The organism is Burkholderia sp. Bp8994 (assembly GCF_003853805.1).
Classification (GTDB): Bacteria; Pseudomonadota; Gammaproteobacteria; order Burkholderiales; family Burkholderiaceae; genus Burkholderia.
In genome coordinates, this window is record NZ_QTQH01000002.1 from 1 (window position 1) to 21,248 (window position 21,248).

20 protein-coding genes are annotated in these 21,248 nt (G+C 68.2%); 15 read left to right on the top strand and 5 right to left on the bottom strand.

Annotated features, from left to right (window positions below; genetic code table 11):
* Positions 1–348: 348 nt before the first annotated feature.
* The 3 genes from DIE04_RS01840 to DIE04_RS01850 all read left to right on the top strand — a co-directional run bounded on the left by DIE04_RS01840 (position 349) and on the right by DIE04_RS01850 (position 4,372).
* Positions 349–732: a hypothetical protein gene (locus DIE04_RS01840; protein ID WP_185500301.1), complete on the top strand. Its 384-nt coding sequence runs from the start codon at positions 349–351 to the stop codon at positions 730–732.
* Positions 733–779: 47 nt separating this feature from the next.
* Positions 780–3,560, top strand: coding sequence for a magnesium-translocating P-type ATPase (gene mgtA / locus DIE04_RS01845; protein WP_124520662.1), 2,781 nt, complete (start codon positions 780–782; stop codon positions 3,558–3,560).
* A gap of 68 nt (positions 3,561–3,628) precedes the next feature.
* A complete protein-coding gene (locus DIE04_RS01850; RefSeq protein WP_124489633.1) occupies positions 3,629–4,372 on the top strand; it encodes a transporter in 744 nt (247 codons plus the stop codon).
* A gap of 52 nt (positions 4,373–4,424) precedes the next feature.
* Here the strand turns inward: DIE04_RS01850 and DIE04_RS01855 are convergent, their stop codons facing one another.
* Positions 4,425–4,709 carry a transcriptional regulator gene (locus tag DIE04_RS01855; protein WP_124520664.1) on the bottom strand — a complete coding sequence of 95 codons (285 nt, stop codon included), beginning with the start codon at positions 4,707–4,709 and terminating at the stop codon, positions 4,425–4,427.
* A gap of 71 nt (positions 4,710–4,780) precedes the next feature.
* Entirely contained in the window at positions 4,781–5,656 is an 876-nt protein-coding gene (locus DIE04_RS01860; RefSeq protein WP_124520666.1) for a LysR family transcriptional regulator, read from the bottom strand.
* Positions 5,657–5,749: 93 nt separating this feature from the next.
* On the opposite strand from DIE04_RS01860, the gene DIE04_RS01865 reads away from it, so the two are divergent.
* From DIE04_RS01865 to DIE04_RS01890, 6 genes are all read left to right on the top strand, one after another.
* A complete protein-coding gene (locus DIE04_RS01865) occupies positions 5,750–5,986 on the top strand; it encodes a hypothetical protein (RefSeq protein ID WP_185500292.1) in 237 nt (78 codons plus the stop codon).
* 195 nt (positions 5,987–6,181) lie between these two features.
* A complete protein-coding gene (locus tag DIE04_RS01870; protein WP_124520670.1) occupies positions 6,182–7,261 on the top strand; it encodes a serine hydrolase in 1,080 nt (359 codons plus the stop codon).
* 46 nt (positions 7,262–7,307) lie between these two features.
* Positions 7,308–7,544 (top strand): hypothetical protein, encoded by a 237-nt coding sequence (locus tag DIE04_RS01875; RefSeq protein ID WP_044843266.1) that lies wholly within the window; start codon positions 7,308–7,310, stop codon positions 7,542–7,544.
* A gap of 184 nt (positions 7,545–7,728) precedes the next feature.
* Complete coding sequence (locus DIE04_RS01880) at positions 7,729–8,184, top strand: MarR family winged helix-turn-helix transcriptional regulator (RefSeq protein WP_124489628.1); 456 nt, start codon at positions 7,729–7,731, stop codon at positions 8,182–8,184.
* Between the two features lie 70 nt (positions 8,185–8,254).
* A complete protein-coding gene (locus DIE04_RS01885; RefSeq protein WP_124520672.1) occupies positions 8,255–8,818 on the top strand; it encodes a cysteine hydrolase in 564 nt (187 codons plus the stop codon).
* Positions 8,815–10,269 carry a DHA2 family efflux MFS transporter permease subunit gene (locus DIE04_RS01890; RefSeq protein WP_124520674.1) on the top strand — a complete coding sequence of 485 codons (1,455 nt, stop codon included), beginning with the start codon at positions 8,815–8,817 and terminating at the stop codon, positions 10,267–10,269. The genes DIE04_RS01885 and DIE04_RS01890 overlap by 4 nt, the downstream gene beginning before the upstream one ends.
* A gap of 34 nt (positions 10,270–10,303) precedes the next feature.
* On the opposite strand, the gene DIE04_RS01895 is transcribed toward DIE04_RS01890, so the two are convergent.
* Positions 10,304–10,900, bottom strand: a complete 597-nt coding sequence (locus DIE04_RS01895; protein ID WP_124520676.1) for a LysE family translocator — start codon at positions 10,898–10,900, stop codon at positions 10,304–10,306.
* Positions 10,901–10,995: 95 nt separating this feature from the next.
* Here DIE04_RS01895 and DIE04_RS01900 point away from each other — a divergent pair, with 95 nt between their 5' ends.
* The gene (locus DIE04_RS01900; protein WP_044843261.1) at positions 10,996–11,871 is read left to right on the top strand and encodes a LysR substrate-binding domain-containing protein; all 876 of its coding nucleotides are present in this window, start codon (positions 10,996–10,998) and stop codon (positions 11,869–11,871) included.
* Positions 11,872–12,002: 131 nt separating this feature from the next.
* Here the strand turns inward: DIE04_RS01900 and DIE04_RS01905 are convergent, their stop codons facing one another.
* Positions 12,003–13,721 carry a SulP family inorganic anion transporter gene (locus DIE04_RS01905; protein ID WP_124520678.1) on the bottom strand — a complete coding sequence of 573 codons (1,719 nt, stop codon included), beginning with the start codon at positions 13,719–13,721 and terminating at the stop codon, positions 12,003–12,005.
* A 312-nt stretch (positions 13,722–14,033) separates the two neighbouring features.
* Between DIE04_RS01905 and DIE04_RS01910 the strand changes: the two genes are divergently transcribed.
* Entirely contained in the window at positions 14,034–15,275 is a 1,242-nt protein-coding gene (locus tag DIE04_RS01910; RefSeq protein WP_044843259.1) for a mechanosensitive ion channel family protein, read from the top strand.
* 67 nt (positions 15,276–15,342) lie between these two features.
* Here the strand turns inward: DIE04_RS01910 and DIE04_RS01915 are convergent, their stop codons facing one another.
* Positions 15,343–16,764, bottom strand: a complete 1,422-nt coding sequence (locus DIE04_RS01915) for a PLP-dependent aminotransferase family protein (protein ID WP_124489623.1) — start codon at positions 16,762–16,764, stop codon at positions 15,343–15,345.
* A 153-nt stretch (positions 16,765–16,917) separates the two neighbouring features.
* Here DIE04_RS01915 and DIE04_RS01925 point away from each other — a divergent pair, with 153 nt between their 5' ends.
* The 4 genes from DIE04_RS01925 to DIE04_RS01940 all read left to right on the top strand — a co-directional run bounded on the left by DIE04_RS01925 (position 16,918) and on the right by DIE04_RS01940 (position 21,220).
* On the top strand, positions 16,918–19,242 hold the full coding sequence (locus DIE04_RS01925) for an FdhF/YdeP family oxidoreductase (RefSeq protein ID WP_124520680.1): 2,325 nt from the start codon (positions 16,918–16,920) through the stop codon (positions 19,240–19,242).
* 12 nt (positions 19,243–19,254) lie between these two features.
* On the top strand, positions 19,255–20,175 hold the full coding sequence (locus DIE04_RS01930; RefSeq protein WP_124520682.1) for a bestrophin family protein: 921 nt from the start codon (positions 19,255–19,257) through the stop codon (positions 20,173–20,175).
* Positions 20,176–20,310: 135 nt separating this feature from the next.
* The gene (locus DIE04_RS01935) at positions 20,311–20,640 is read left to right on the top strand and encodes a hypothetical protein (protein WP_124521816.1); all 330 of its coding nucleotides are present in this window, start codon (positions 20,311–20,313) and stop codon (positions 20,638–20,640) included.
* Positions 20,641–20,887: 247 nt separating this feature from the next.
* On the top strand, positions 20,888–21,220 hold the full coding sequence (locus tag DIE04_RS01940) for a sugar ABC transporter ATPase (RefSeq protein WP_124520953.1): 333 nt from the start codon (positions 20,888–20,890) through the stop codon (positions 21,218–21,220).
* Positions 21,221–21,248 lie beyond the last annotated feature (28 nt).

The following is a 21,248-nucleotide window of genomic DNA, read 5'->3' on the forward strand; positions in this document are numbered from 1 at the left end:
GGGTGTTCTTCTCGGTCCCCCCCTCGCGGGCCCGCCCCCCCCACACCTCCCGCCCGCGGCCCCCCCCCCCCCCGCCCGCGCCGGGCCCTCCCCCCCCCGCGCGCGACTCGTGCGTTTTCTGCCGTCCGGCGTCCCGACTGTCCGGCATCGCGCCGATAACATTTCGCAAGCATCTTCCGACAAAAGGGTTGACGCTTCGCACAACGAGCCTTTACCATCGCCCCCGTCTGAATTACATGGAGTGTTCTGTGAACACCGATGCGAGTTGTAGTTGGTCCTCGACCAACTTGACTGCTGCCTGAGGAAACCGCGCAGAGCCTCGTCTTCTGCCGCATCCCGGGAAGCAGGATGCGGCGTCCTTCCGGCCTGACCGGCCAGAATCCCCCGCCGAATTTTTTCGATATCGCCGAATGTCCGCGCTGCGCAACCCTGCGTTGCAGCGTGCGTACGTTCGTGCTGCGCGCAGCGCAAGCTGCGTGCGTGTTCCGTTCGCGTGCCGTCCGGCCGCGCGCCCTCGTGCGTGCGCGGCTTCCGATCGCCCGTGCCGCCTACTCGCAACCGACAGGAGTGCAGATGAACTCGGACGACAGTAGTCGATTACCGCTCGCCGGTGCGACGCCGCGCATCGATCCTTCGGCCGCACTCCGCGCGCCGGCGAGCGTTCCCCCCTTCACCGATCCACAGCCGATCGCGCCTGACGCGATGCGGCGGGGAGCGCTCGTGCGTCGCTGACGTCACGGTCGCTCCCCGCCCGCCGCCTCGTGCGCAAGGAGCGACTCATGACACGACACAACACTTCGCAAACATCGCAAAAGAAACAGCGCGGCTTCATCAACGCCGGCCCCGGTCAGCAGAACGAACCGCGCAACATGCGCGCCGCGCAGGAAGCGGCCCGCCCGCTCGAAGAAACCTTCAAGTCGCTGCGCACCAGCACGCGCGGCCTCACCTACGACCAGGCCGCCGATCGCCTGCAGCACAATGGTCCGAACGAGATCGCGCACGACAAGCCGCCGCTCTGGACGCGCCAGCTGCTGCACGCGTTCCACAATCCGTTCGTCTACGTGCTGCTGGTGCTGGCCACGATCAGCTTCTGCACCGACGTCTACTTCGCGGCGCCCGGCGATCGCGACTTCGTCGGGATGACGATCCTGCTGACGATGGTCACGATCAGCGCGCTGCTGCGCTTCGTGCAGGAATTCCGGTCGCTGCGCGCGGCCGAAAAGCTCAAGGCGATGGTCCGCACGACGGCGACCGTGCAGCGCGCGTTGACCGACGTGTCCGAGCCCGCTCGCCGCGAGGTGCCGATGCGTGAAGTGGTGGTCGGCGACATCGTGCACCTGTCGGCCGGCGACATGATCCCCGCCGACGTGCGCCTGCTCGCGTCGCGCGACCTGTTCATCAGCCAGGCCGTGCTGACCGGCGAAGCGCTGCCGGTCGAGAAATACGACACGCTCGGCGCGGTCGCCGGCAAGTCGGCCGGCGCAGGCGCGACGGGCTCGTCCGCCGCCGCGAACGATGCGTCGAAGTCGCTGCTCGATCTCGAGAACGTGTGCTTCATGGGCACCAATGTGGTGAGCGGCACCGCGACGGCCGTGGTCGTCGCGACCGGCGAAGACACCTACTTCGGTTCGCTCGCACGCAACGTCGTGAGCCACAAGCGCATCGAGACCAGCTTCGACCGCGGCGTCGCGAGCGTGAGCTGGCTGCTGATCAGGTTCATGTTCGTGATGGTGCCGATCGTGTTCATGATCAACGGCCTGACCAAGGGCGACTGGCTGAGCGCGCTTACGTTCGCGCTCGCGGTGGCCGTCGGCCTCACGCCCGAGATGCTGCCGATGATCGTGAGCGCGAACCTCGCGCGCGGCGCGATCGCGATGGCGCGTCGCAAGGTCGTCGTGAAGAGGCTGAACTCGGTGCAGAACTTCGGCGCGATGGACGTGCTGTGCACCGACAAGACCGGCACGCTCACGCAGGACAAGATCATCCTCGAGCACCATCTCGACCTGTCCGGCCACAAGAACGAGGACATCCTGCGGCTCGGCTGGCTGAACAGCTTTCATCAGAGCGGCCAGAAGAACCTGATCGACATCGCGGTGGTCGCGCGCGCCGACGAGATCGGCGAGCGCGTGAAGCCGCACGGCTACAAGAAGATCGACGAGCTGCCATTCGACTTCGTGCGGCGCCGCCTGTCGGTCGTGGTCGAGGACACGCACGGCACGCACCAGCTGATCTGCAAGGGCGCGGTCGAGGAAATGCTCGCGGTGTCGACCCACGTGCAGGACGAGGACGGCGTACGTCCGCTCGATTTCGTCGCACGCAACCGGCTGCTCGAACAGGCGAACGCGTACAACGAGGACGGCTTCCGCGTGCTGGTGCTCGCGACGCGCACGATCCCGCGCGGCGACGAACTCGAACAATACCGCACCGCCGACGAGCGCGATCTCGTCGTGCGCGGCTTCCTGACCTTCCTCGATCCGCCGAAGGAATCGGCCGCGCCGGCGCTTGCCGCGCTGCGCGAGAACGGCGTGTCGGTGAAGGTGCTGACGGGCGACAACCCGACCGTCACGATGAAGGTCTGCCGCCAGGTCGGCCTCGAACCGGGCAAGCCGATGCTCGGCGCCGAAATCGAGGCGCTCGACGACGCGACGCTCGCCGAGGTCGTCGAACGCACGACGGTGTTCGCGAAGCTCACGCCGCTGCAGAAAGCGCGCATCGTGAAGGCGCTGCAGGCGAACGGCCACACGGTCGGCTTCCTCGGCGACGGCATCAACGACGCACCGGCGCTGCGCGACGCCGACGTCGGCATCTCGGTCGACAGCGGCGCCGACATCGCGAAGGAAACCGCCGACATCATCCTGCTCGAGAAGAGCCTGATGGTGCTCGAGGAAGGCGTGATCAAGGGCCGCGAGACGTTCGGCAACATACTGAAGTACCTGAACATGACCGCCAGCTCGAACTTCGGCAACGTGTTCTCGGTGCTCGTCGCCAGCGCGTTCCTGCCGTGGGAGCCGATGCTCGCGACCCAGCTGCTCGTGTTGAACCTGATCTACGACACGTCGCAGATGCTGCTGCCGTGGGACAAGATGGATCCCGAGTTCCTGAAGAAGCCGCGCAAGTGGGAAGCCGGCAACATCGGCCGCTTCATGCTGTGGGTCGGGCCGACGTCGTCGGTGTTCGACATCACGACCTACGTGCTGATGTGGACCGTGTTCGGCGCGGGCGCGATGTATCACCTGCACGGCGGTTCGGGCGGCCAGATCGTGATGAACTCGGGCTGGTTCATCGAGAGCCTCGTGTCGCAGACGCTCGTCGTGCACCTGCTGCGCACGCAGAAGATCCCGTTCCTGCAGAGCACGGCCGCGCTGCCGGTGCTGCTGTCGACGTTCACCGCGATCGCGATCGGCTGCTGGCTGCCGTTCTCGCCGTTCGCGGATTCGCTCGGCTTCATGCACCTGCCGGGCACCTACTGGCTGTGGCTCGCGGCGACGATGGTCGGCTACATCCTGCTCGCGCAGATCGTCAAGACGATCTATGTGCGTCGCTACAAGCAGTGGTTCTGATCGCCTCCGAAACGACGGCGTGCCGGCCCGCGCGGGCCGGCCGCCCACGACACGACAACGGTGACTTCATGAAAAGAATGCTTTCTCTCGCGGCCGCGAGCGCCCTGCTCGCGCCGTTGTACGCGTACGCAGCCCATCCGCTCGTCAGCGACGACACGGGTACGCAGGGCAACGCGAACTGGCAGTTCGAGTTCAACGGCGAGCAAACCTCGAAGCAGGACGAAAACGGCCGCCATCAATTGTGGAACGCGACACTCACGCGTGGGTTCGGCGAGCACGTCGATCTCTACGTGAACGCGCCTTACACGCATCTGCAAACGCGCACCGACGACCACGGCGCAGGCATCGGCGATGTCGAGATCGGCATGAAGTGGCGCTTCGTCGAACGCGGGCCGCTGTCGCTTGCGCTGAAACCGCAGGTGACGATGCCGACCGGCAACGACGATCGCGGGCTCGGCACAGGCCGCGTCGGCACCGGCGCCACGCTGCTCGCGCAAGCCGACGTCGCGCGCTTCTCGCTGCTCGCGAATGCGGGCCTCGCGTACCAGCCGAACCGCCAGGGCGACCTGCGCTCGGTCTGGGCCGTGTCGGCCGCGGCGCTTTACAAGGCGACCGACAAGGTGCAGCTCGTGGCCGACATCGGCCTGTCGCGCAACACCGAGAGCACGGCCGGCGCGAATCCGGCGTTCGTGATCGCGGGCGCGATCTACTCGCCGAAGCCCTGGCTCGATCTCGACGTCGGCTACCGGCATGGGCTGAACGACCAGACCTACCGTCATTCCGTCATGGGTGGGGTGACGGCGCGGTGGTGATGTTGCATGTCGAACCGCAATATGACGGGTCGCCTTCGGGCGACCCGTTTTTTCATCTGCGGTCGTTCCCACCGAACAGTTGCGCGCACACGGCGCGCCCCTCTTCGGTCAAGGCGGCGCTGCCGGTGCCGTCGTCGTTCAGCGTCGTCGCGCTCAGGCCGGCGGCGTCGAGTTGCGTCAGCACGCGGCGCAGCGTGCTCATCGGCAATTGCGTGCGCTTCGCGATCTTCGGCAGCGACCACGTTTTGCCGGACGGATCGGTCGCGGCTTCATGCAGCGTCGCGAGCGTCGCAACGAGTGCGGGATCGAGCGGGGAGTCGTCGGGTTCTGAAGTCATCGGGTCGGGTTCGTGAGCCGGCGCCGGGCCGGCATTCGGGCGGAAGGCGATCGCGGACACTATACGCCCGGTCACGCGCCCTTGATCGAGGCGCGCATGAACGACACGAAACGCGTGGTCACGGGATCGTCGCGGCCGGACAGCCACGCGAGCCCGACGCGCCATTTCGCGTCCCTGCCGGCGAGCGGCAACACGGTCGCGTCGCGCAGCAGGTACTGCGCGTGCGACGGAATGAACGCGACGCCGACCCCGGCCGCGACCGACGTGAGCACCGATTGCACGTCCTCCGCCTGCTGCGTGACCTGCGGCACGAAGTGCCGCCCGACGCACCACCGGTCGATCTGCGCGGCGAGCCCGGGGCCGCGTGCGCGCTGCAGCGCGATGAAGCCGATCTCGTTGAGCACGTCGAGATCGGCCGGCACGCGCTTGAAGCCGAGGTACGGCGGCACCGCGAGCGCGAGCGCCTCGTCGATCACCTTGAACGACGACAACCCTTCATCCGACGGCAAACGCAGGAACCCCGCGTCGAGCTTGCCCGCGCGCATCCGGCGGGTTTGCTCGGACGACGACAGGTCGCTCAACGTGACCGCGACACCCGGATTGCGGCGCCGGAATTCCGCGACGAGTTTCGGCACGAGCGTCAGCACGGACAGGCAGATGCCGAGCCGCAGATGGCCGCGCTGCCCGCTGGTCGCCTCCCGTGCACGCGCGAGGATTTCGTCGGCATCGCGCACGAGCGCCTGCGCGTCGGGCAGGAAGCGTTCACCGAACGGCGTCAGCTCCGCGCCATGCCTGCCACGTTCGAACAGCTTGCCGCCGAGGCTCGCCTCGAGCGCGCCGATCTGCTTGCTAAGCGCCGGCTGGCTCATGTGCAGCGTGTCGGCCGCGCGGCTGAAATGGCTGAGTTCGGTGACCGTCAGGAAGGTTCGGAGCAGTTTCAATTCCATTCTTTTAAGGAATCGTAGCGATCGAAACATTCATTTTACTGATCGAACCGCGTGGCGTTCAATACGGGCATGCCCTTCGCGGAATTCACTGTCATGCCTGTTGATCATCTAGCCGAGTGCCTGACCGATATGTCGTGCGATACGGTCGTCGCCGACACGGGCGGTGTCGAGCCCGACACGCCGATGCCCGAGCGTCGTACCGCACGCTCCGACGGACGCGGCCGCCGCTTCCGCTTCGGCGATGCGCTGGACGACACGCCACCGCGTGTCGTCACCGGTTCGATCGCGATCAGCTTCGCGGTCGTGTCGCGGCGGAACTGGCCGCGCTGATTCGACGCAGCGGGCGCCTTTTGCCCGCCGCACGCGTTCGGCGCTTCACAAAAGCCTCGACATTCCGCCCGGATCGCACACGATTGCGCGCACATCCATCGTCATCGCCACACAATCGACCTTATAATTTCCCGCACCCGCTGACCGCCCACGCATTTCGCGCCGCCGCAACGCGCGTGAAAAGGAGACTCTCGCTTGACCGGACTCATCGCGCGCCTGCCTCGTGCCCGGACCACCCTGCTCATCGCCCTCTCGTTCCTGACACTTGCGTTCGCAACGAACGCGTCGGCGCAGCGTGCGCAGCCGCATCGCACGGCGACGCCCCATGCGCATGCGAAAGTCGTCAAGAAACAACCCGCCCACCGCAAGCACAAGGCCGTCAAGCACCGCCGCCCGCGCGTGACGCATCATGCAGTCAAGCGTCACGCGGCGCCCGCACCGCAGCACCGGCGCGCGAAACGCACGAACGCGGTTCGCCCGCGCCCCGCCGCGCAGCCGCGCCTGCTCGCGAGCTGCGGCTACAGCCCGCGAGCGGTGAGCTCGCTACATTCGCGCGCGGCCTACGTGCTCGACGTCGACTCCGGCACACCACTGCTCGCCCGCAACGCACGCACGGTGCGGCCGATCGCGTCGATCTCGAAGCTGATGACCGCCGTCGTCGCACGCGACGCGGACCGGCCGATGAACGGCGTGCTGCGCGTCACCTCTCGCGATCGCGACACGATCAAGTTCACCGGTTCGCGGCTGCCGATCGGCGCCGAACTGTCGCGCCGCCAGATGTTCCATATCGCGCTGATGTCGTCGGAAAATCGCGCGGCCGCCGCGCTGAGCCGCGACTATCCGGGCGGCCGTGCCGCGTTCGTTAAGGCGATGAACCGCGAGGCGCGCCGGCTCGGGATGCGCGATACGCATTTCCGCGAACCGACCGGCCTGTCGCCGCACAACGTGTCGACCGCCGAGGATCTCGCGCGGCTCGTCGGCGCGGCCGCGCAGGATCCGCTGATCCGCTATTTCTCGACGGACACGTCGACCACCGTGCAGGCCGGCGACGGCGAGCTGCTGTACGTGAACTCCGATCCGCTCGTGCGTAACGGTCGCCTGCCGATCCGACTGCAGAAAACCGGCTTCATCAACGAATCTGGGCACGGCGTCGTGATGCGCATGCGCGTGAAGGGCCGCCGCGAAACGGTCGTGCTGCTCGGCGCACCGACGCGCGCCGGCGTGTCGAGCGATGCGCTGAAGATCCATCGCTGGCTGACCTGCTCGATCCGGTAAACGCGACGCGCGCGGCCGGCACATTCATCCACGAAGGAGCGATGCCATGCAGGACGAGTACCGTTTCAACGCGTTCGGACGCCTGCTCGCCGTCGTGCGGACGAACGGCCGCTGGGCGGTGTTCGATCTCGGCACCGAAGGCAAGCGGCGACCGGCCAACCTGCATGTTCCGTCCGCGCTCGCCGCGGACGAACTCGCGCAATATCTCGGCGACCTGCTGCACGAAAATGCGTCGCCGAAGTACAACGACGTCGTGCCGGTTCCGTTGCCGCGCCGCGCGTAGCGTCCGGCCGCACACTGCCCACAGTCCGACAATCGGCGGTTGCCGAGCCGCCGCCCGCTGTTCCTCTCCCGGCCTCGCCGGCGCATCGTGCGTCGGTGCGCGGTGCGTCGTACGTCATGCGCCGTGCATCGCGAACGCCCGCCAAACTAGACAGTTAAACTTGCAAGTTTAACTGTCGTGTTCTATGATCCGCCGCATGACTCCGCCACGCACACCCCGCATTTCCGCCGACACCGTCGCCGCCGACTTGACCCTCGCGGTCGGCCAGCTGATTCGACGGCTGCGCGCCGAGATCGAATCCGAAGGGCTCGGCATGTCGCAGACGAGTGCGCTCGCGCGGCTCGAACGACAGGGCCCCATGACGACCGCCGACCTCGCGCGCGCCGAGGCGATGAAGCCGCAGTCGATGAAGGCGATTCTCGCGGGTCTCGAGGAAGACGGGCTCGTCGAACGCGAGCCGCATCCGACCGACGGCCGCCAGATCCTGTTCCTGCTGACCGCGGCCGGCCTGGCGGCACGGCGCAAGCGCAACACCGCGAAGCACAAGTGGCTTGGCGCCGCGATCGAGAAGCTCGACGCCGAAGACATCCGCACACTCGCCGCCGCGATTCCGCTGATCCGGCGCATCGGCGAGCAGTGATCCTGCGTGCGTGCCGCGCGGCATTCGTACGGCACGTGCCCCTTCTCCCCATGCACGGAGCATCCGCATCATGAGCACAACCCGTCTCGACACGCATACGGCACTCGTCGTCATCGACCTGCAAAAGGGCATCGTCGCGCTGCCCACCGCCCACCCGGTCGCACCGGTGATCGAGCGCACGCGCGAACTGCTCGACGCCTTCCGCAGCCGCGGCCTGCCGGTCGTGCTTGTCAACGTCGCCGGCGGCGCACCGGGCCGGACACAACTGCCGCCGCGCAAGGATCCGTTCCCGGCCGACTGGGCCGAGCTCCTGCCCGAACTGAACCGCCAGCCGGGCGACCACGCCGTGACGAAGAAGACCTGGGGCGCATTCACCGGCACCGATCTCGACGCGTACCTGAAGGCGGCCGGCGTCACGCAGATCGTGCTGGCCGGCATCGCGACGAGCATCGGCGTCGAATCGACGGCCCGACAGGCGCACGAACTCGGCTATAACGTGACGCTCGCGGTCGATGCGATGACCGACCTCAACGCGGACGCGCACACGAACAGCGTCGAACGGCTGTTCCCGCGTCTCGGCGAGACGGGCTCGACGCACGAGATCGTCGCGCTGCTCGACCGCCGCGGCGCGTGAACGACCCACGCGCGCGGCCGGCGCCGGGCCGTGCGGCCGAACGGCTCGGTCCGTCGATCTGGAAAGTCAGCGCGGTCGCGACGCTCGGCTCGCTGCTGTCGCAACTCGACGCGACGATCGTCAACGTCTCGCTGTCGAGCCTCGCGACCGACCTGCACGCGAGCCTGTCGACGATCCAGTGGGTGACGAGCGGCTACCTGCTCGCGCTCACGCTGGTGTTGCCGCTGAACGGCTGGCTGGTCGATCGCATCGGCGCGAAGGCGCTGTACCTGTGGTGTTTCTCAGCGTTCACGCTGACGTCGGCGCTGTGCGGGCTCGCGTGGTCCGCGCCGTCGCTGATCGCGTTCCGCGTGCTGCAAGGCGTCAGCGGCGGGCTGCTCGCGCCGATGGCGCAGATGATGATCGCGCGCGTGGCCGGCCAGCAGATGGCGCGCGTGATCGGCTATGCGGCGGTACCCGTGCTGATCGCACCGATCCTGGGGCCGGTCGTCGCCGGTACGATCCTGCAGTACGCGTCGTGGCGCTGGCTGTTTCTCGTGAACCTGCCGGTCGGCGCGCTGGCGCTGGCACTGGCCGTGTGGTTCCTGCCCGGCGACCGCGAGGAAACGCAGCAGCGCGAACTCGACTGGGTCGGCCTCGCGCTGCTGTCGCCGGCGCTCGTTCTGTTCCTGTATGGCGCGGAGCGCATCGACGCGGTACCCGGCATCGCCGCGATCGCGGGCTCGGTGCTGCTGCTCGCCGCGTTCCTGCGCGTCCAGCTGCGCAAAGGCGAGCGGGCGCTGATCGACCTCGCACTGTTTCGCTCGCGCGTGTTCGGCGCGGCGGCGGCCACGCAGTTTCTGTCGAACGGCGCGATCTACGCGGGCCAGATGCTGATTCCGGTGTTCCTGATCGAGGCGTGCGGCCGCTCGCCCGGCGAGATGGGCTGGCTGCTGGCGCCGCTCGGGCTCGGCATGCTCGTCACCTATCCGTCGATGGGCGCGCTGACCAGCCGGTTCGGCGTGCGCCGGCTGGCCGCCGCCGGCGCGCTGCTCGCGCTCGCCGCGACGCTGCCGTTCGTGTATCTCGCGCTGGCCGGCTACGATCCCGCCGTGCTGGTGCCCGCGCTGATTCTGCGCGGGATGGGCCAGAGCGCGATCGGCGCGCCGTCGATTTCCGCCGCGTATGCGTCGGTCGAGCGGCACAACCTGCCGATGGCGACGACGTCGCTCAATATCGTCCAGCGCCTCGGTGGCCCGACGTTCACGACGATGTGCACGCTGTTTCTCGCGTGGCGGCTGCAGGCCGAATCCGCGTCGACGGGCGGCACGCACGGGGCCGCCTACGCGTGGACGTTCGGCCTGCTTTGCGCACTGCATGCGGCGAGCTTCGCGACGACACTGCGGCTGCCGCGATGGTCGAGCGGCGCGGGCGGACGGCCCGCGGGGGCCGCGCGGGACGGTTCGCGCTGAGTGTCGGGGCTGCGCCGTGCGCGCAGCGCCGCTGCTACAGCCACATCGGCACGATCGAAGCCGCGAGCAGGATCCCCAAGCCCGCATTCACGCAGCGCCACTGCCGCTCCGTGCGGAGCACGCGCGCGAACAGCAGCCCGGCACAACACCAGAGCGACAGCGACGCCATCGCCGCCACGCCGAACGCCAGCCCGAGCAACGCGCCGAGCCGCACGGGGCCGGACGCGAGCGCGGCGAACGACGCGGCCGCGCCGAGCGTCATCGCCCAGCCCTTCGGGTTGTGCCACAGCATCCATACGCCGCTGACGAATCCTTGCGGCCGCTGCGCGGCCGCGTCGACACCGGGCTTGCCGCCGCGCGCGATGCGCGTGGCCAGCCACAGCAGATACAGCGAGCCGAGCACCTTCATCCCGAGCTGCAGCGCGGGCAGGGCCAGCAACACGCTGCCGAGCCCGGCCGCCGCCGCGGCGGCCATCGATGCCAGGCCGGCCGCGATGCCCGTCATCATCGGCAGCGAACGCCGATAGCCGAAATGCGCGCCCGATGCGGTTGCGAGGGTCGTCGCGCCACCCGGTGTCACCGTGGACACGATCACGAACAACAGCAGCGGCAAATAGTCTTGAAGCGGCACACGGGCTCCCGGTTCGGGTCGTCGAAGCTCCGTTTTACCCGCGCTCCGTGCATTACGACAGCGAAAGATTTTTATGCCAGTCATTAGCATTCATAATGCGAACCATGACACGCAACCTCGACATCGCCCTGCTTCGCGCCTTCGTCACGGTCGCCGATCACGGCAGCATGACGGCGGCGAGCCGCGCGCTGCACCTGACGCAAGGCGCGGTCAGCCAGCAGGTCGCGCGGCTCGAAACGCTGTCCGGCCCGCTGTTCGTGCGCGAGCATCGCAACCTGCTGCTCACGGCGGACGGCGAGCGTCTGCTCGCGCAGGCGCGCCGGCTGCTCGCCGCGCACGACGCACTGCTGACCGAGCTGACGGCCGGTGCGATGGAAGGCGCTGTGCGCATCGGCGCGCCGCAGGATCTCGTCGGCAGCTGTCTCGCGCCGATCCTGAAAGGCTATGCGCACGCGCATCCGCAAGTCGCGCTGTCGCTCGTGTGCGCGGCGTCGCCCGCACTGCGCAAGGCGCTGAGGCAAGGCGAGATCGATGTCGCGCTGATCGAGGCGCCGGTCGGGCCGTCGCGCGGCGAATGCATCGCCGTCGACCGTCTGGTCTGGGTCGGCGCGAAAGGCGGTAGCGCCCATCTGCAGACGCCGCTGCCCGTGTCGATGGTCGACCAGACCTGCGCGTTCCGCCCGACCGTGCTCGACGCGCTACGGGCCTGCGATCGCGCGTGGCGCACCGTGTTCGAGAACGGCAGCATCGACGCGACGGCCGCGACCGTGCGCTCCGATCTCGCGGTGACCGTCTGGCTCGCGTCCACCGTGCCGGCCGATCTCGACATTCTGCCGGCCGACAGCGGCCTGCCCGCCCTGCCGAACTTCGCGATCAACCTGCATCTGCCGCGCGGCCAGCACGCGCCGGCCGCGGCGGAACTGGCCCGCCATTTGCGCAACGGCTTCGCGCGCGTGCGCGCAGCCGCTTAGCGGTGAAGCTTCCCGCGTTCCGCCTCCCGCCTCCCGCGTTCCCCCAGCTTTCCGCTTTCCGCTTTCCGCTTTCCGCTTTCCGCTTTCCGCTTTCCGCTTTCCACCTCTCGCCTTCCGCCTTCCAATTTCCGCTACGTGACCCCCGGCTCCTGCTGCGCCGGCGTCACGCCCGCCGCTTCCAGCGCCTGGTGCAGTGTCGGGAAAATGCACGACGCGCCGACGATCTCCGTGATCCGGTGGCGCTCCATATCGGCGTGCAGGTAGCGGTTCACGCGCCCGAACAGCACGCCGATCCGGCGCGCGTGCAACGCCTTGACGAGATCGGTGATCGTCCGCGCGGCGGAGTAATCGAGATCGGTGATCGCGCCCGCGTCGACGATGAACCAGCGCAGCGGTACCGGCGACGCGTCGACGAGTTCGGTCACTTCGGCGGCGAACCGATGGTCGTTCGCGAAGAACAGGTCGGAGCCGAACCGGTAGACGATCAGCCCCGGCGCCGTCATCGCGCCCGGCCGGGCCGGCACCGGCAGCCACCGCCCGTTGCCGTCGGCGGCTTCGAGCACCATCGTGTGCGGCTGATAGCTGTGCCGCACGTGCCGCATCAGCGACAGCGCGACGGCCAGCAGGATCCCGTGCTCGACACCGACCGTCACGACGGCCGCGGCGGTGACGAGCGCGAGCGTGAATTCGCCAGGGCTTTCCCTGCGGATCGCCGCGAGGCTGCGCACGTTGATCAGCCCGAGCGCGATCGTGAACACGATGCCGGCCAGCACCGCATGCGGCAGGTACTGCAGATACGCACTCAGGAACAGCAGCACCGCCGCGACGACCGCGGCGAACGCCAGATGCCCGATCTGGCTGCGCACGCCCGCGCCGTCGGCCATCGCGGTCTGCGTCGGGCTGCCGTTGACGACGAACGCGCCGCCCACCGCCGCCGCCGCGTTCGCGGCCGCGAGCCCGAGGATGTCGGCGTTGGTGTCGACGTCCTCGCCGTACTGCTGCGCGAACACGCGGGCCGCCGCCGCGCTCTGTGCGATGATCATCACGAAGCACGACGCGGCGACCGGCACGAGATCGAGGAACTGCTGCCACGTGACGGACGGCCAGCGCAGCGGCGGCAAGCCGCCCGCGACGGGCCCGAGCACGGCGATGCCTTGCGCGGCGAAGCCGAAGCAGTCGCTCGCGGCGATGCTGCCCGCCACCGCGATCATCGGCATCGGCACGCGCGGCACAAAGCGCTTGCACGCGAGAATCGCGACGACGACGAGCGCCGCGAGCGCGAGCGTCGGCCGATGCGCGTGGATCGCATGCGTGACGACGTAGTCGAGCTGGGCGACGCTGCGCGATGCCGGATACGGCACGGACAAGCCGAGCATGTCGCCGAGCATCGCGATCGACACCTGCACGCCGACGCCGGCCAGGAAGCCGACCAGCACCGTGCGCGACAGGAAATCGGCGAGAAAGCCGAGCTTGAAGATGCGCGCGAGCAGCAGCATCGCGGCGGTCAGCAGCGCGACCATGCCGGCCAGCGCGACGTACTCGGCGCTGCCCGCCGGCGCCATCGACGACAGGCGGCTCGCGAAAATGGTCGCGGTCGCGGAGTCGGCGGCGACCACCAGATGGCGCGACGCGCCGAAGCACGCGAACGCGATCAGCGGCAGGAACACGGTATAGAGGCCCGTCACGGCCGGCATGCCGGCGATGCGCGCATAGCCGAGCACCTGCGGGATATCCATCGACGCGAGCGAGATGCCCGCGAACACGTCGCGGATGGCCGACGCGCGCCGAACCGGCAGAATGCCCTTCAGCAGCCGCACGCGTGACGGCTGGCTTTCGTTGGAATCTTGCATGCGTGAAATGCGTGGTTGACCGGAACGACGTGGAAGCGGGGTTCGCGAAGCCGTTCGCGCATCGTGCCCCGAGCGGGCGATGCGTGGCAAGTGCACAGTATGTTGCGCGGCGTGAACACACTGACTCAAGGACTCAAGGACTCGAGGAAAATCCGCGCAACGGCGAGAATGTTGAGGAGCCCTGCGTCATGCATTCGCGGCATCAGGCCGGAACCCGATGGCACAATCACGGTCCCTTTCATGTGCCCTTCACCGGGCGCGCGCCGCGTCGCGGTACAGATTCAACGCACGAGAAGGCCCCTGTCCACCCTTATGACCCTGAACGAATCCTGGTTTGCGCCGCTCGTCGGCATCCTCATCCTGCTCGCCGCCGCCGGCGCGATCGCCGCCGCCGTCCATTTCCTGCTGTTTCGCGTAGTCGCGCGCCTCGCGCGGCTGTCGGCCACCCGCATCGACGACGCGCTGTTCGAGTTCGGCGCATTCAAGTGGCTGAACCGCATCGTGCCGTTCGTCGTGATCAAGCTCGGGCTCGGCGCGGTGCCCGGCATTCCCGCCGTGGCCGCGCAGGCTGCCGACAAGGTGCTGTTCGCGCTGATCGTGTTCCTGGTGTCGATGACGATCAGCGCGACGCTGTCCGCGCTCGAACACTCGCATCGCACGAGCCGGCGCGACCAGCCGCGCCTGTCGCTGAAAGGCGCGATGCAGCTCGTCAAGCTCGTGATGTTCATCACGGCCGCGCTCGTCGTGATCGGCGACGCGACCGGCAAGCAGATCGGCCTGCTGCTGTCGGGCATCGGCGCGATGTCGGCGGTGCTGATGCTGATCTTCAAGGACACGCTGCTCGGCCTCGTCGCCGGCGTGCAGCTGTCGTCGAACGACATGCTGCGGATCGGCGACTGGATCACGATGCCGTCGGCCGGCGCGGACGGCACCGTCATCGACATCACGCTGAACACGGTCAAGGTCGCGAACTTCGATCACACGATCATCACGGTGCCGACCTGGAAGCTGATCACCGAGAGCTACCAGAACTGGCGCGGGATGACCGAGGCCGGCGGGCGCCGCATCAAGCGCGCGCTGTTCATCGACGCGACGAGCGTGCGCTTTCTCGGCAACGACGAGATCGAACGGCTCGAACGCCTGACGCTGCTGAAGGACTACCTGGCAGACAAGGTCGACGCGATCGCGCAATGGAACGGCACGCTCGGCGCGGCCGGCGAATGCCCGGCGAACCGCCGCCAGCTGACGAATCTCGGCACCTTCCGCGCGTACGTCGCGAACTACCTGAAGGGCCATCCGCACATTCGCCGCGACATGACGTGCATGGCGCGCCAGCTGCCGCTGACGGCCGAAGGCATTCCGCTCGAACTGTACTGCTTCACCGACACGACGACCTGGGTCGATTACGAGGCGATCCAGTCCGACCTGTTCGATCACCTGATCGCGGTGCTGCCGGAGTTCGGGCTGCGTGTGTACCAGCATCCGTCGGGCTTCGACATGCGCCGGATGGTCGACACGGCGCAAGCCGGACTGCCCGCGCCGTCCGCGCGGTGACGCTTGCCTGCGCGGCCGGCAACGGGTCGCCGCCAGGAACGCGGTGTCGCGGCGGGCGCCGCGCCGCTCACCGCCCCGCGCACTCGGACGCGAGCCGCCCCACCACCTTCAGCGCCTCCTCGATCTGCCGCGACCACGGATAGCTGTAGTTGAGCCGGATGAAGTGCCGATAATCGGCGGTTGCCGAGAACATGTGGCCGGGCCCGATCGTGATCCCTTGCGCGAGCGCGAGCGCATACAGCTTCATCGCATCGACCTGCCGCGGCAGCTCGACCCACAGCACGTACCCGCCCTGCGGCTGCGACAACCGCGTGCCTTCCGGGAAGAAGCGCCGCACCATCGCGCTCATCAGGCTCGCCTGCTGCGCATACTGCTTGCGCATCCGCCGCAGATGAAAATCGTAGCCGTCGTGCTTCAGGTATTCGGCAATCGCGAGCTGCTCGATCGCGGGCGTCGCGAGCGTGTTCAGGAATTTCAGTTTCTCGACCTGGTCGCGGTAGCGGCCGGGCATCGCCCAGCCGATCCGGTAGCGCGGCGACAGGCTCTTCGTGAACGATGCGCAATGCAGCACGAGCCCGTCGCGGTCGTACGACTTCAGCGCGCTCGGCGTCGTGTCGCCGAAATGCAGCTCGTGATAGACGTCGTTCTCGATCGCGGGCACGCCGTGCTTCGCGAGCAGCTCGACGAGCGCGCGCTTGCGTGCATCGGGCATCTGGAAGCCGAGCGGATTCTGGAAATTCGGCATCACCATGCACGCGGCGATGCGCTCGCGCGCGAGGATCCGTTCGAGCGCGTCGAGATCGATGCCGTCGCCCGGATGGGTCGCCACCTCCAGCGCGCGCATGCCCATCCGCTCGATCGCGTGCAGCATCGCGTAGAACGTCGGCGACTCCACCGCGATCGTGTCGCCCGGTTTCGCGACCGCCTGCAGGCACAGGTTGATCGCCTCGGTCGCGCCGATCGTCATCACGATCTCGCCCGGCTCGACCGGAATTCCGCGCTCCGCGTAGCGCCGCGCGATCTGGCGGATCAGCTCCGGGTTGCCGGGCGGCAGGTCGTCGATCACGCCCCAGCGCGTGCGGCGCCGCCCGATCGTCTGCGCGTAGCGTGCGAGACGCTGCACCGGGAACTGCGACGCATCGGGATACGGCGAGCCGAGCGGCACCGCGTCGTCGCGCGAGATCGTGCGCAACGTCGACAGCACGAGCCGGCTCACGTCCACCGCCGACGGCTCGGCCGCCGGCGCCGACATGTGCAGCTCTGCCTCGGCCGGCGCCGTGGCGCGCGCCCGCACGAAGTAGCCCGACTGCGGCCGGCTCTCGATCAGGCCGCGGCTCTCCAGCACGAGGTACGCGCGCAGCACGGTCGTGACGCTGAGCTGCTGCTGCCGGCTCGCCTGGCGCACCGACGGAATCCGCTCGCCGGGCCGGTACACGCCGCGCTCGATCTGCGCCTGCAGATCGTCGGCCAGTTGTTCATAACGCTTCACGCGCCTCCCTTTCAACTTCCCTTCAACAACACAGTTGCGGTCCGCACTGCCCGGATGGCCGAAACTGTACTCTTTTTTGAAGATGAAAGGTGTACACACAGCGGCCGGAGCGCCGCGCGTACTCTGCGTGCATCGCCCCTGACACCCTGCATCATGAAAAAGAAATCCGCCGCCGCGCGCATCGAACCGTACACCCACCCGGCTGCCGGCTGGGGCGCGCTGAAAGCCGTCACGATCAACCTGATCAAGGAAAAGGTCACCGGCGGCAACTACCGCACGCTGCTGCGCCAGAACCAGCCCGACGGCTTCGACTGCCCGGGTTGCGCGTGGCCGGACCGCCAGCACGCATCGACGTTCGAATTCTGCGAAAACGGCGTGAAGGCCGTGGCCGCCGAAGCGACGAGCAAGCGCGTGACGCCCGAATTCTTCGCCGCGCATACGGTCACCGAGCTGCTCGAACAGTCGGATTTCGAGCTCGAACAACACGGCCGCCTGACCGACCCGATGGTGTACGACGCGCAGACCGACCGCTACGTGCCGATCGCGTGGGACGAAGCGTTCGAGCTGATCGCGCGCCACCTGCGCGCGCTGCCGGACCCGAACCAGGCCGCGTTCTACACGTCCGGCCGCGCGAGCAACGAGGCGGCGTTCCTGTACCAGTTGCTGGTGCGGCTGTACGGTACGAACAACTTCCCCGACTGCTCGAACATGTGCCACGAGGCGACGAGCCGCGGACTGCCGGCGTCGGTCGGCGTCGGCAAGGGCACCGTCACGCTCGACGATTTCGAGCACGCGGACATGCTGCTGATCTTCGGCCAGAACCCGGCGACCAACCATCCGCGGATGATGGGCGAGCTGCGCGAATGCGCGAAGCGCGGCGCGACGATCGTGTCGATCAACCCGCTGAAGGAACGCGGGCTCGAGCGTTTCGCCGATCCGCAAAGCCCACTCGAGATGCTGACGATGTCGGGCACGAAGATCGCATCGACCTTCATCCAGCCGACGATCGGCGGCGATTTCGCGCTGATCAAGGGGATGGCGAAGCGCGTGCTGGAGCTCGACGATGCCGCGCGCGCCGCCGGCGCGCCGCGCGTGCTCGACACCGCGTTCATCGACGAGCACACGGCCGGCTTCGACGCGTTCGCCGACGATCTGCGCAATGAAAGCTGGTCCGCGCTGACGGCCGAAAGCGGCGTGCCGTACGAGCAGATCGACGGCCTTGCGCAGCGCTACGCGCGCAGCGAGCGCGTGATCGCGACGTGGGGCATGGGCATCACGCAGCACAAGCATTCGGTCGCGACCGTGCAGATGCTGACGAACCTGATGCTGATGCGCGGCAACATCGGCCGCCCCGGCGCGGGCCTGTGCCCGGTGCGCGGCCACTCGAACGTGCAGGGCAACCGCACGGTCGGGATCGAGGAAAAGCCGTCGCAGGCGTTCCTCGACCGGCTCGGCCACGTGTTCGACTTCGAGCCGCCGCGTCACCACGGCTACGACGTCGTCGAAACCATCGAAGGGATGCTCGAAGGCCACGTGAAGGTGCTGATCGGCCTCGGCGGCAACTTCGCGATGGCGACGCCCGACACGCCGCGCACGTGGGCAGGCATGCGCCGCTGCGATCTCTCCGTGCACATCACGACGAAGCTGAACCGCAGCCACCTGATCCACGGCCGCGACGCGCTGATCCTGCCGACGCTCGGCCGCACCGAGATCGACCTGCAGGACAACGTCGCGCAGGGCGTGACGGTCGAGGATTCGATGAGCATGGTCCACGTGTCGTACGGGATGAACAAGCCGGCGTCCGCGAACCTGATGTCGGAACCGGCGATCGTCGCGCACATGGGCCACGCGCTGTTCGGCAGCGGCAAGATCGACTGGCTCGCGTACAAGGACGACTACGCGAAGATCCGCGACGCGATCGAGGCGACGCTCGACGGCTTCTACGACTACAACACGCGTATCGCGCGGCCGGGCGGCTTCCACCTGCGCGTCGCGTCGCGCGATCGCGAATGGCTGACGCCGACGGGCAAGGCGAACTTCATCGCGCATGCGCTGCCGACCGACACGCCGATCCAGCGCGCCCGCGCACTGCACGGCGAGCGCCTGATGACGCTGATGACGACGCGCTCGCACGACCAGTACAACACGACCGTCTACGGGCTCGACGACCGCTATCGCGGCGTGTACGGCCAGCGCCGCGTGGTGTTCGTCAACCGCGACGACCTCGCGATGCTCGGCCTGAAGGCCGGCGACCGGGTCGACATGGAAACCGTGTGGCACGACGGCATCGAGCGGCGCGCGGACGGCTTCCTGCTCGTCGAATACGACATCCCGCGCGGCTGCATCGGCGCGTATTACCCGGAAACGAACCCGCTGGTGCCGCTCGACAGCGTCGGCGACGTGTGCAACACGCCGACGTCGAAGTCGGTGCCGGTGCTGCTGCACCGCGCGGCCGCGCCGGCGTCGGCTGCCGCCTGACGGAGCGCCGCGATGATCGTCCGGCCGCGCGAGCACTGGCTGCGGATGCTGCTCGTCTGGAACGGGTCGGTGCTGCCGACCATCCTGCCGCAGCTCGTGCTGACGCTCGCGATCAGCCTCGTCGCGGTGTGGGGTGGCGGCCGCGTGCTCGGCGAGAAGGTGCCGCTGAACCCGACGCCGTTCACGCTGATCGGTCTCACGCTCGCGATCTTCGCGGGGTTTCGCAACAACGCGAGCTACGAACGCTATCGCGAGGGCCGGCAGCTGTGGGGTGGCGTGCTGACCGCCACGCGCACGCTGGTGTCCCAGGCGCTCTGCTACGGCGCGGTCGACGGCGACGATGCCTCACGGCAGGCGTTCGTGCGCAAGGTCGTCGCGTTCGTCTATGCGCTGAAGCATCAGCTGCGCGGCACCGCTCCGGCGCCGGACCTGCGCACGCTGCTCGACGACGCGACCTATGCACACATCGTCGCCGCCCGGTTTGCGCCGATCGCGATCGTTCATGAACTGCGCGAAGCCTTCGCCGCGCGCGCCGATGCGGGCCGTCTCGCCGATACGCGGCTGTGGATGCTCGACGCGCGCCTCGACGATCTGGTGTCGATGGTGAGCGGCTGCGAGCGCATCGCGTCGACCCCGATCCCGTTCTCGTACGACGTGCTGCTGCACCGGACCATCTATGCGTACTGCGTGCTGCTGCCGTTCGGTCTCGTCGATTCGATCGGCGCGGCGACGCCGTTCGTCACCGTGTTCGTCGCCTATACGCTGATCGCGCTCGACGCGATCGCGCATGCGATCGCGGAGCCGTTCGGCGACGGGCCGAACCACCTCGCGCTCGATGCGATGACGCGCACGATCGAGCGCACGCTGCTCGAACTGAACCGCGAGCCGCTGCCGGCGGAGGTGACGCCCGGCCCGGCGTATCGGCTCACCTGACGGGCCGATACGGCCGACGCGCTGTAATAAACACTTGCAAGCGATACAGCCGGAAACGTCAACAGCCGGGGCCCGCACAGCGTTTTTTCGACAAGCGCGCACGTTTCGTGACGCGCAACGACAGGAGAAAACGTCATGCGAGCCCTTACCCGCCATCTCGCGATCGCCGCCACCCTGATGTCGGTGCTGACCGGCACCGCGTTCGCCGAAACGCCGTGGCAGCAGGCGCATCCGCGCCGCGAGGAGGTCAACCAGCGTCTCGCCAACCAGAATCGCCGGATCCGTCACGAAGTGAAGGAAGGCGAGATGTCGCACGCCCGGGCCGCGCGCCTGCACCGTGACGACCGCAGGATCCGCCGGGAAGAGCGGGACATGGCCACGCAGGATCGCGGCCACATTACGCAGAGCGAAAAGCACGTGCTGAACCAGCAGGAAAATGCGGTCAGCCACAAGATCGGCCAATAACGCCGGCAAACGTCGATTCGCCATCGCTTGAAACGCCCGCTGCCGCCGCGCGACAGCGGGCGCTTGTTGTTGTATCGAATCGTTTCAGCCGGCCGTTCGTGTCAAGTGCCGCGGGTATACTCCGACGTCAGCCGCCGCCCGTATCGACCGTCAAAAACGGCACGATTGCGGCGGTTTCGTCGCGAAGCTTCGCGTTTCGCGTACCCCGCGCCCCAGCCTCGACACGAGACACACGACGATTCCGATCATGAAACGATTCCTGCTGCTCATTCCCGCCGCCCTGCTCGCCGCCTGCGGTTCCGCGCCCTCGTCCGACTCGGCCGCGTCCGGCCCGGCGCCGATGATCTACGTGTCGTCGGCGCGTCCGGCCCACGCGATCGCCAACTGCCTCGACAGCCGCCTGTCCGGTACCGAGCAATCGCAGCACAACGGCGTGACCGACATCACCGTCGGCTCGCGCTCGTACTTCGTCACGCTCACGCCGTCGGGCCACGGTTCGGTCGTCAAGGTCGTGCGCGGCTCGGGCAGCGAGCCGGCCGAGGAAGCGATGCGCTTCGCGATCGCGCGCTGCGTGATCTGACCGCCGCCGCTGCCGGGCACCGCGCCCG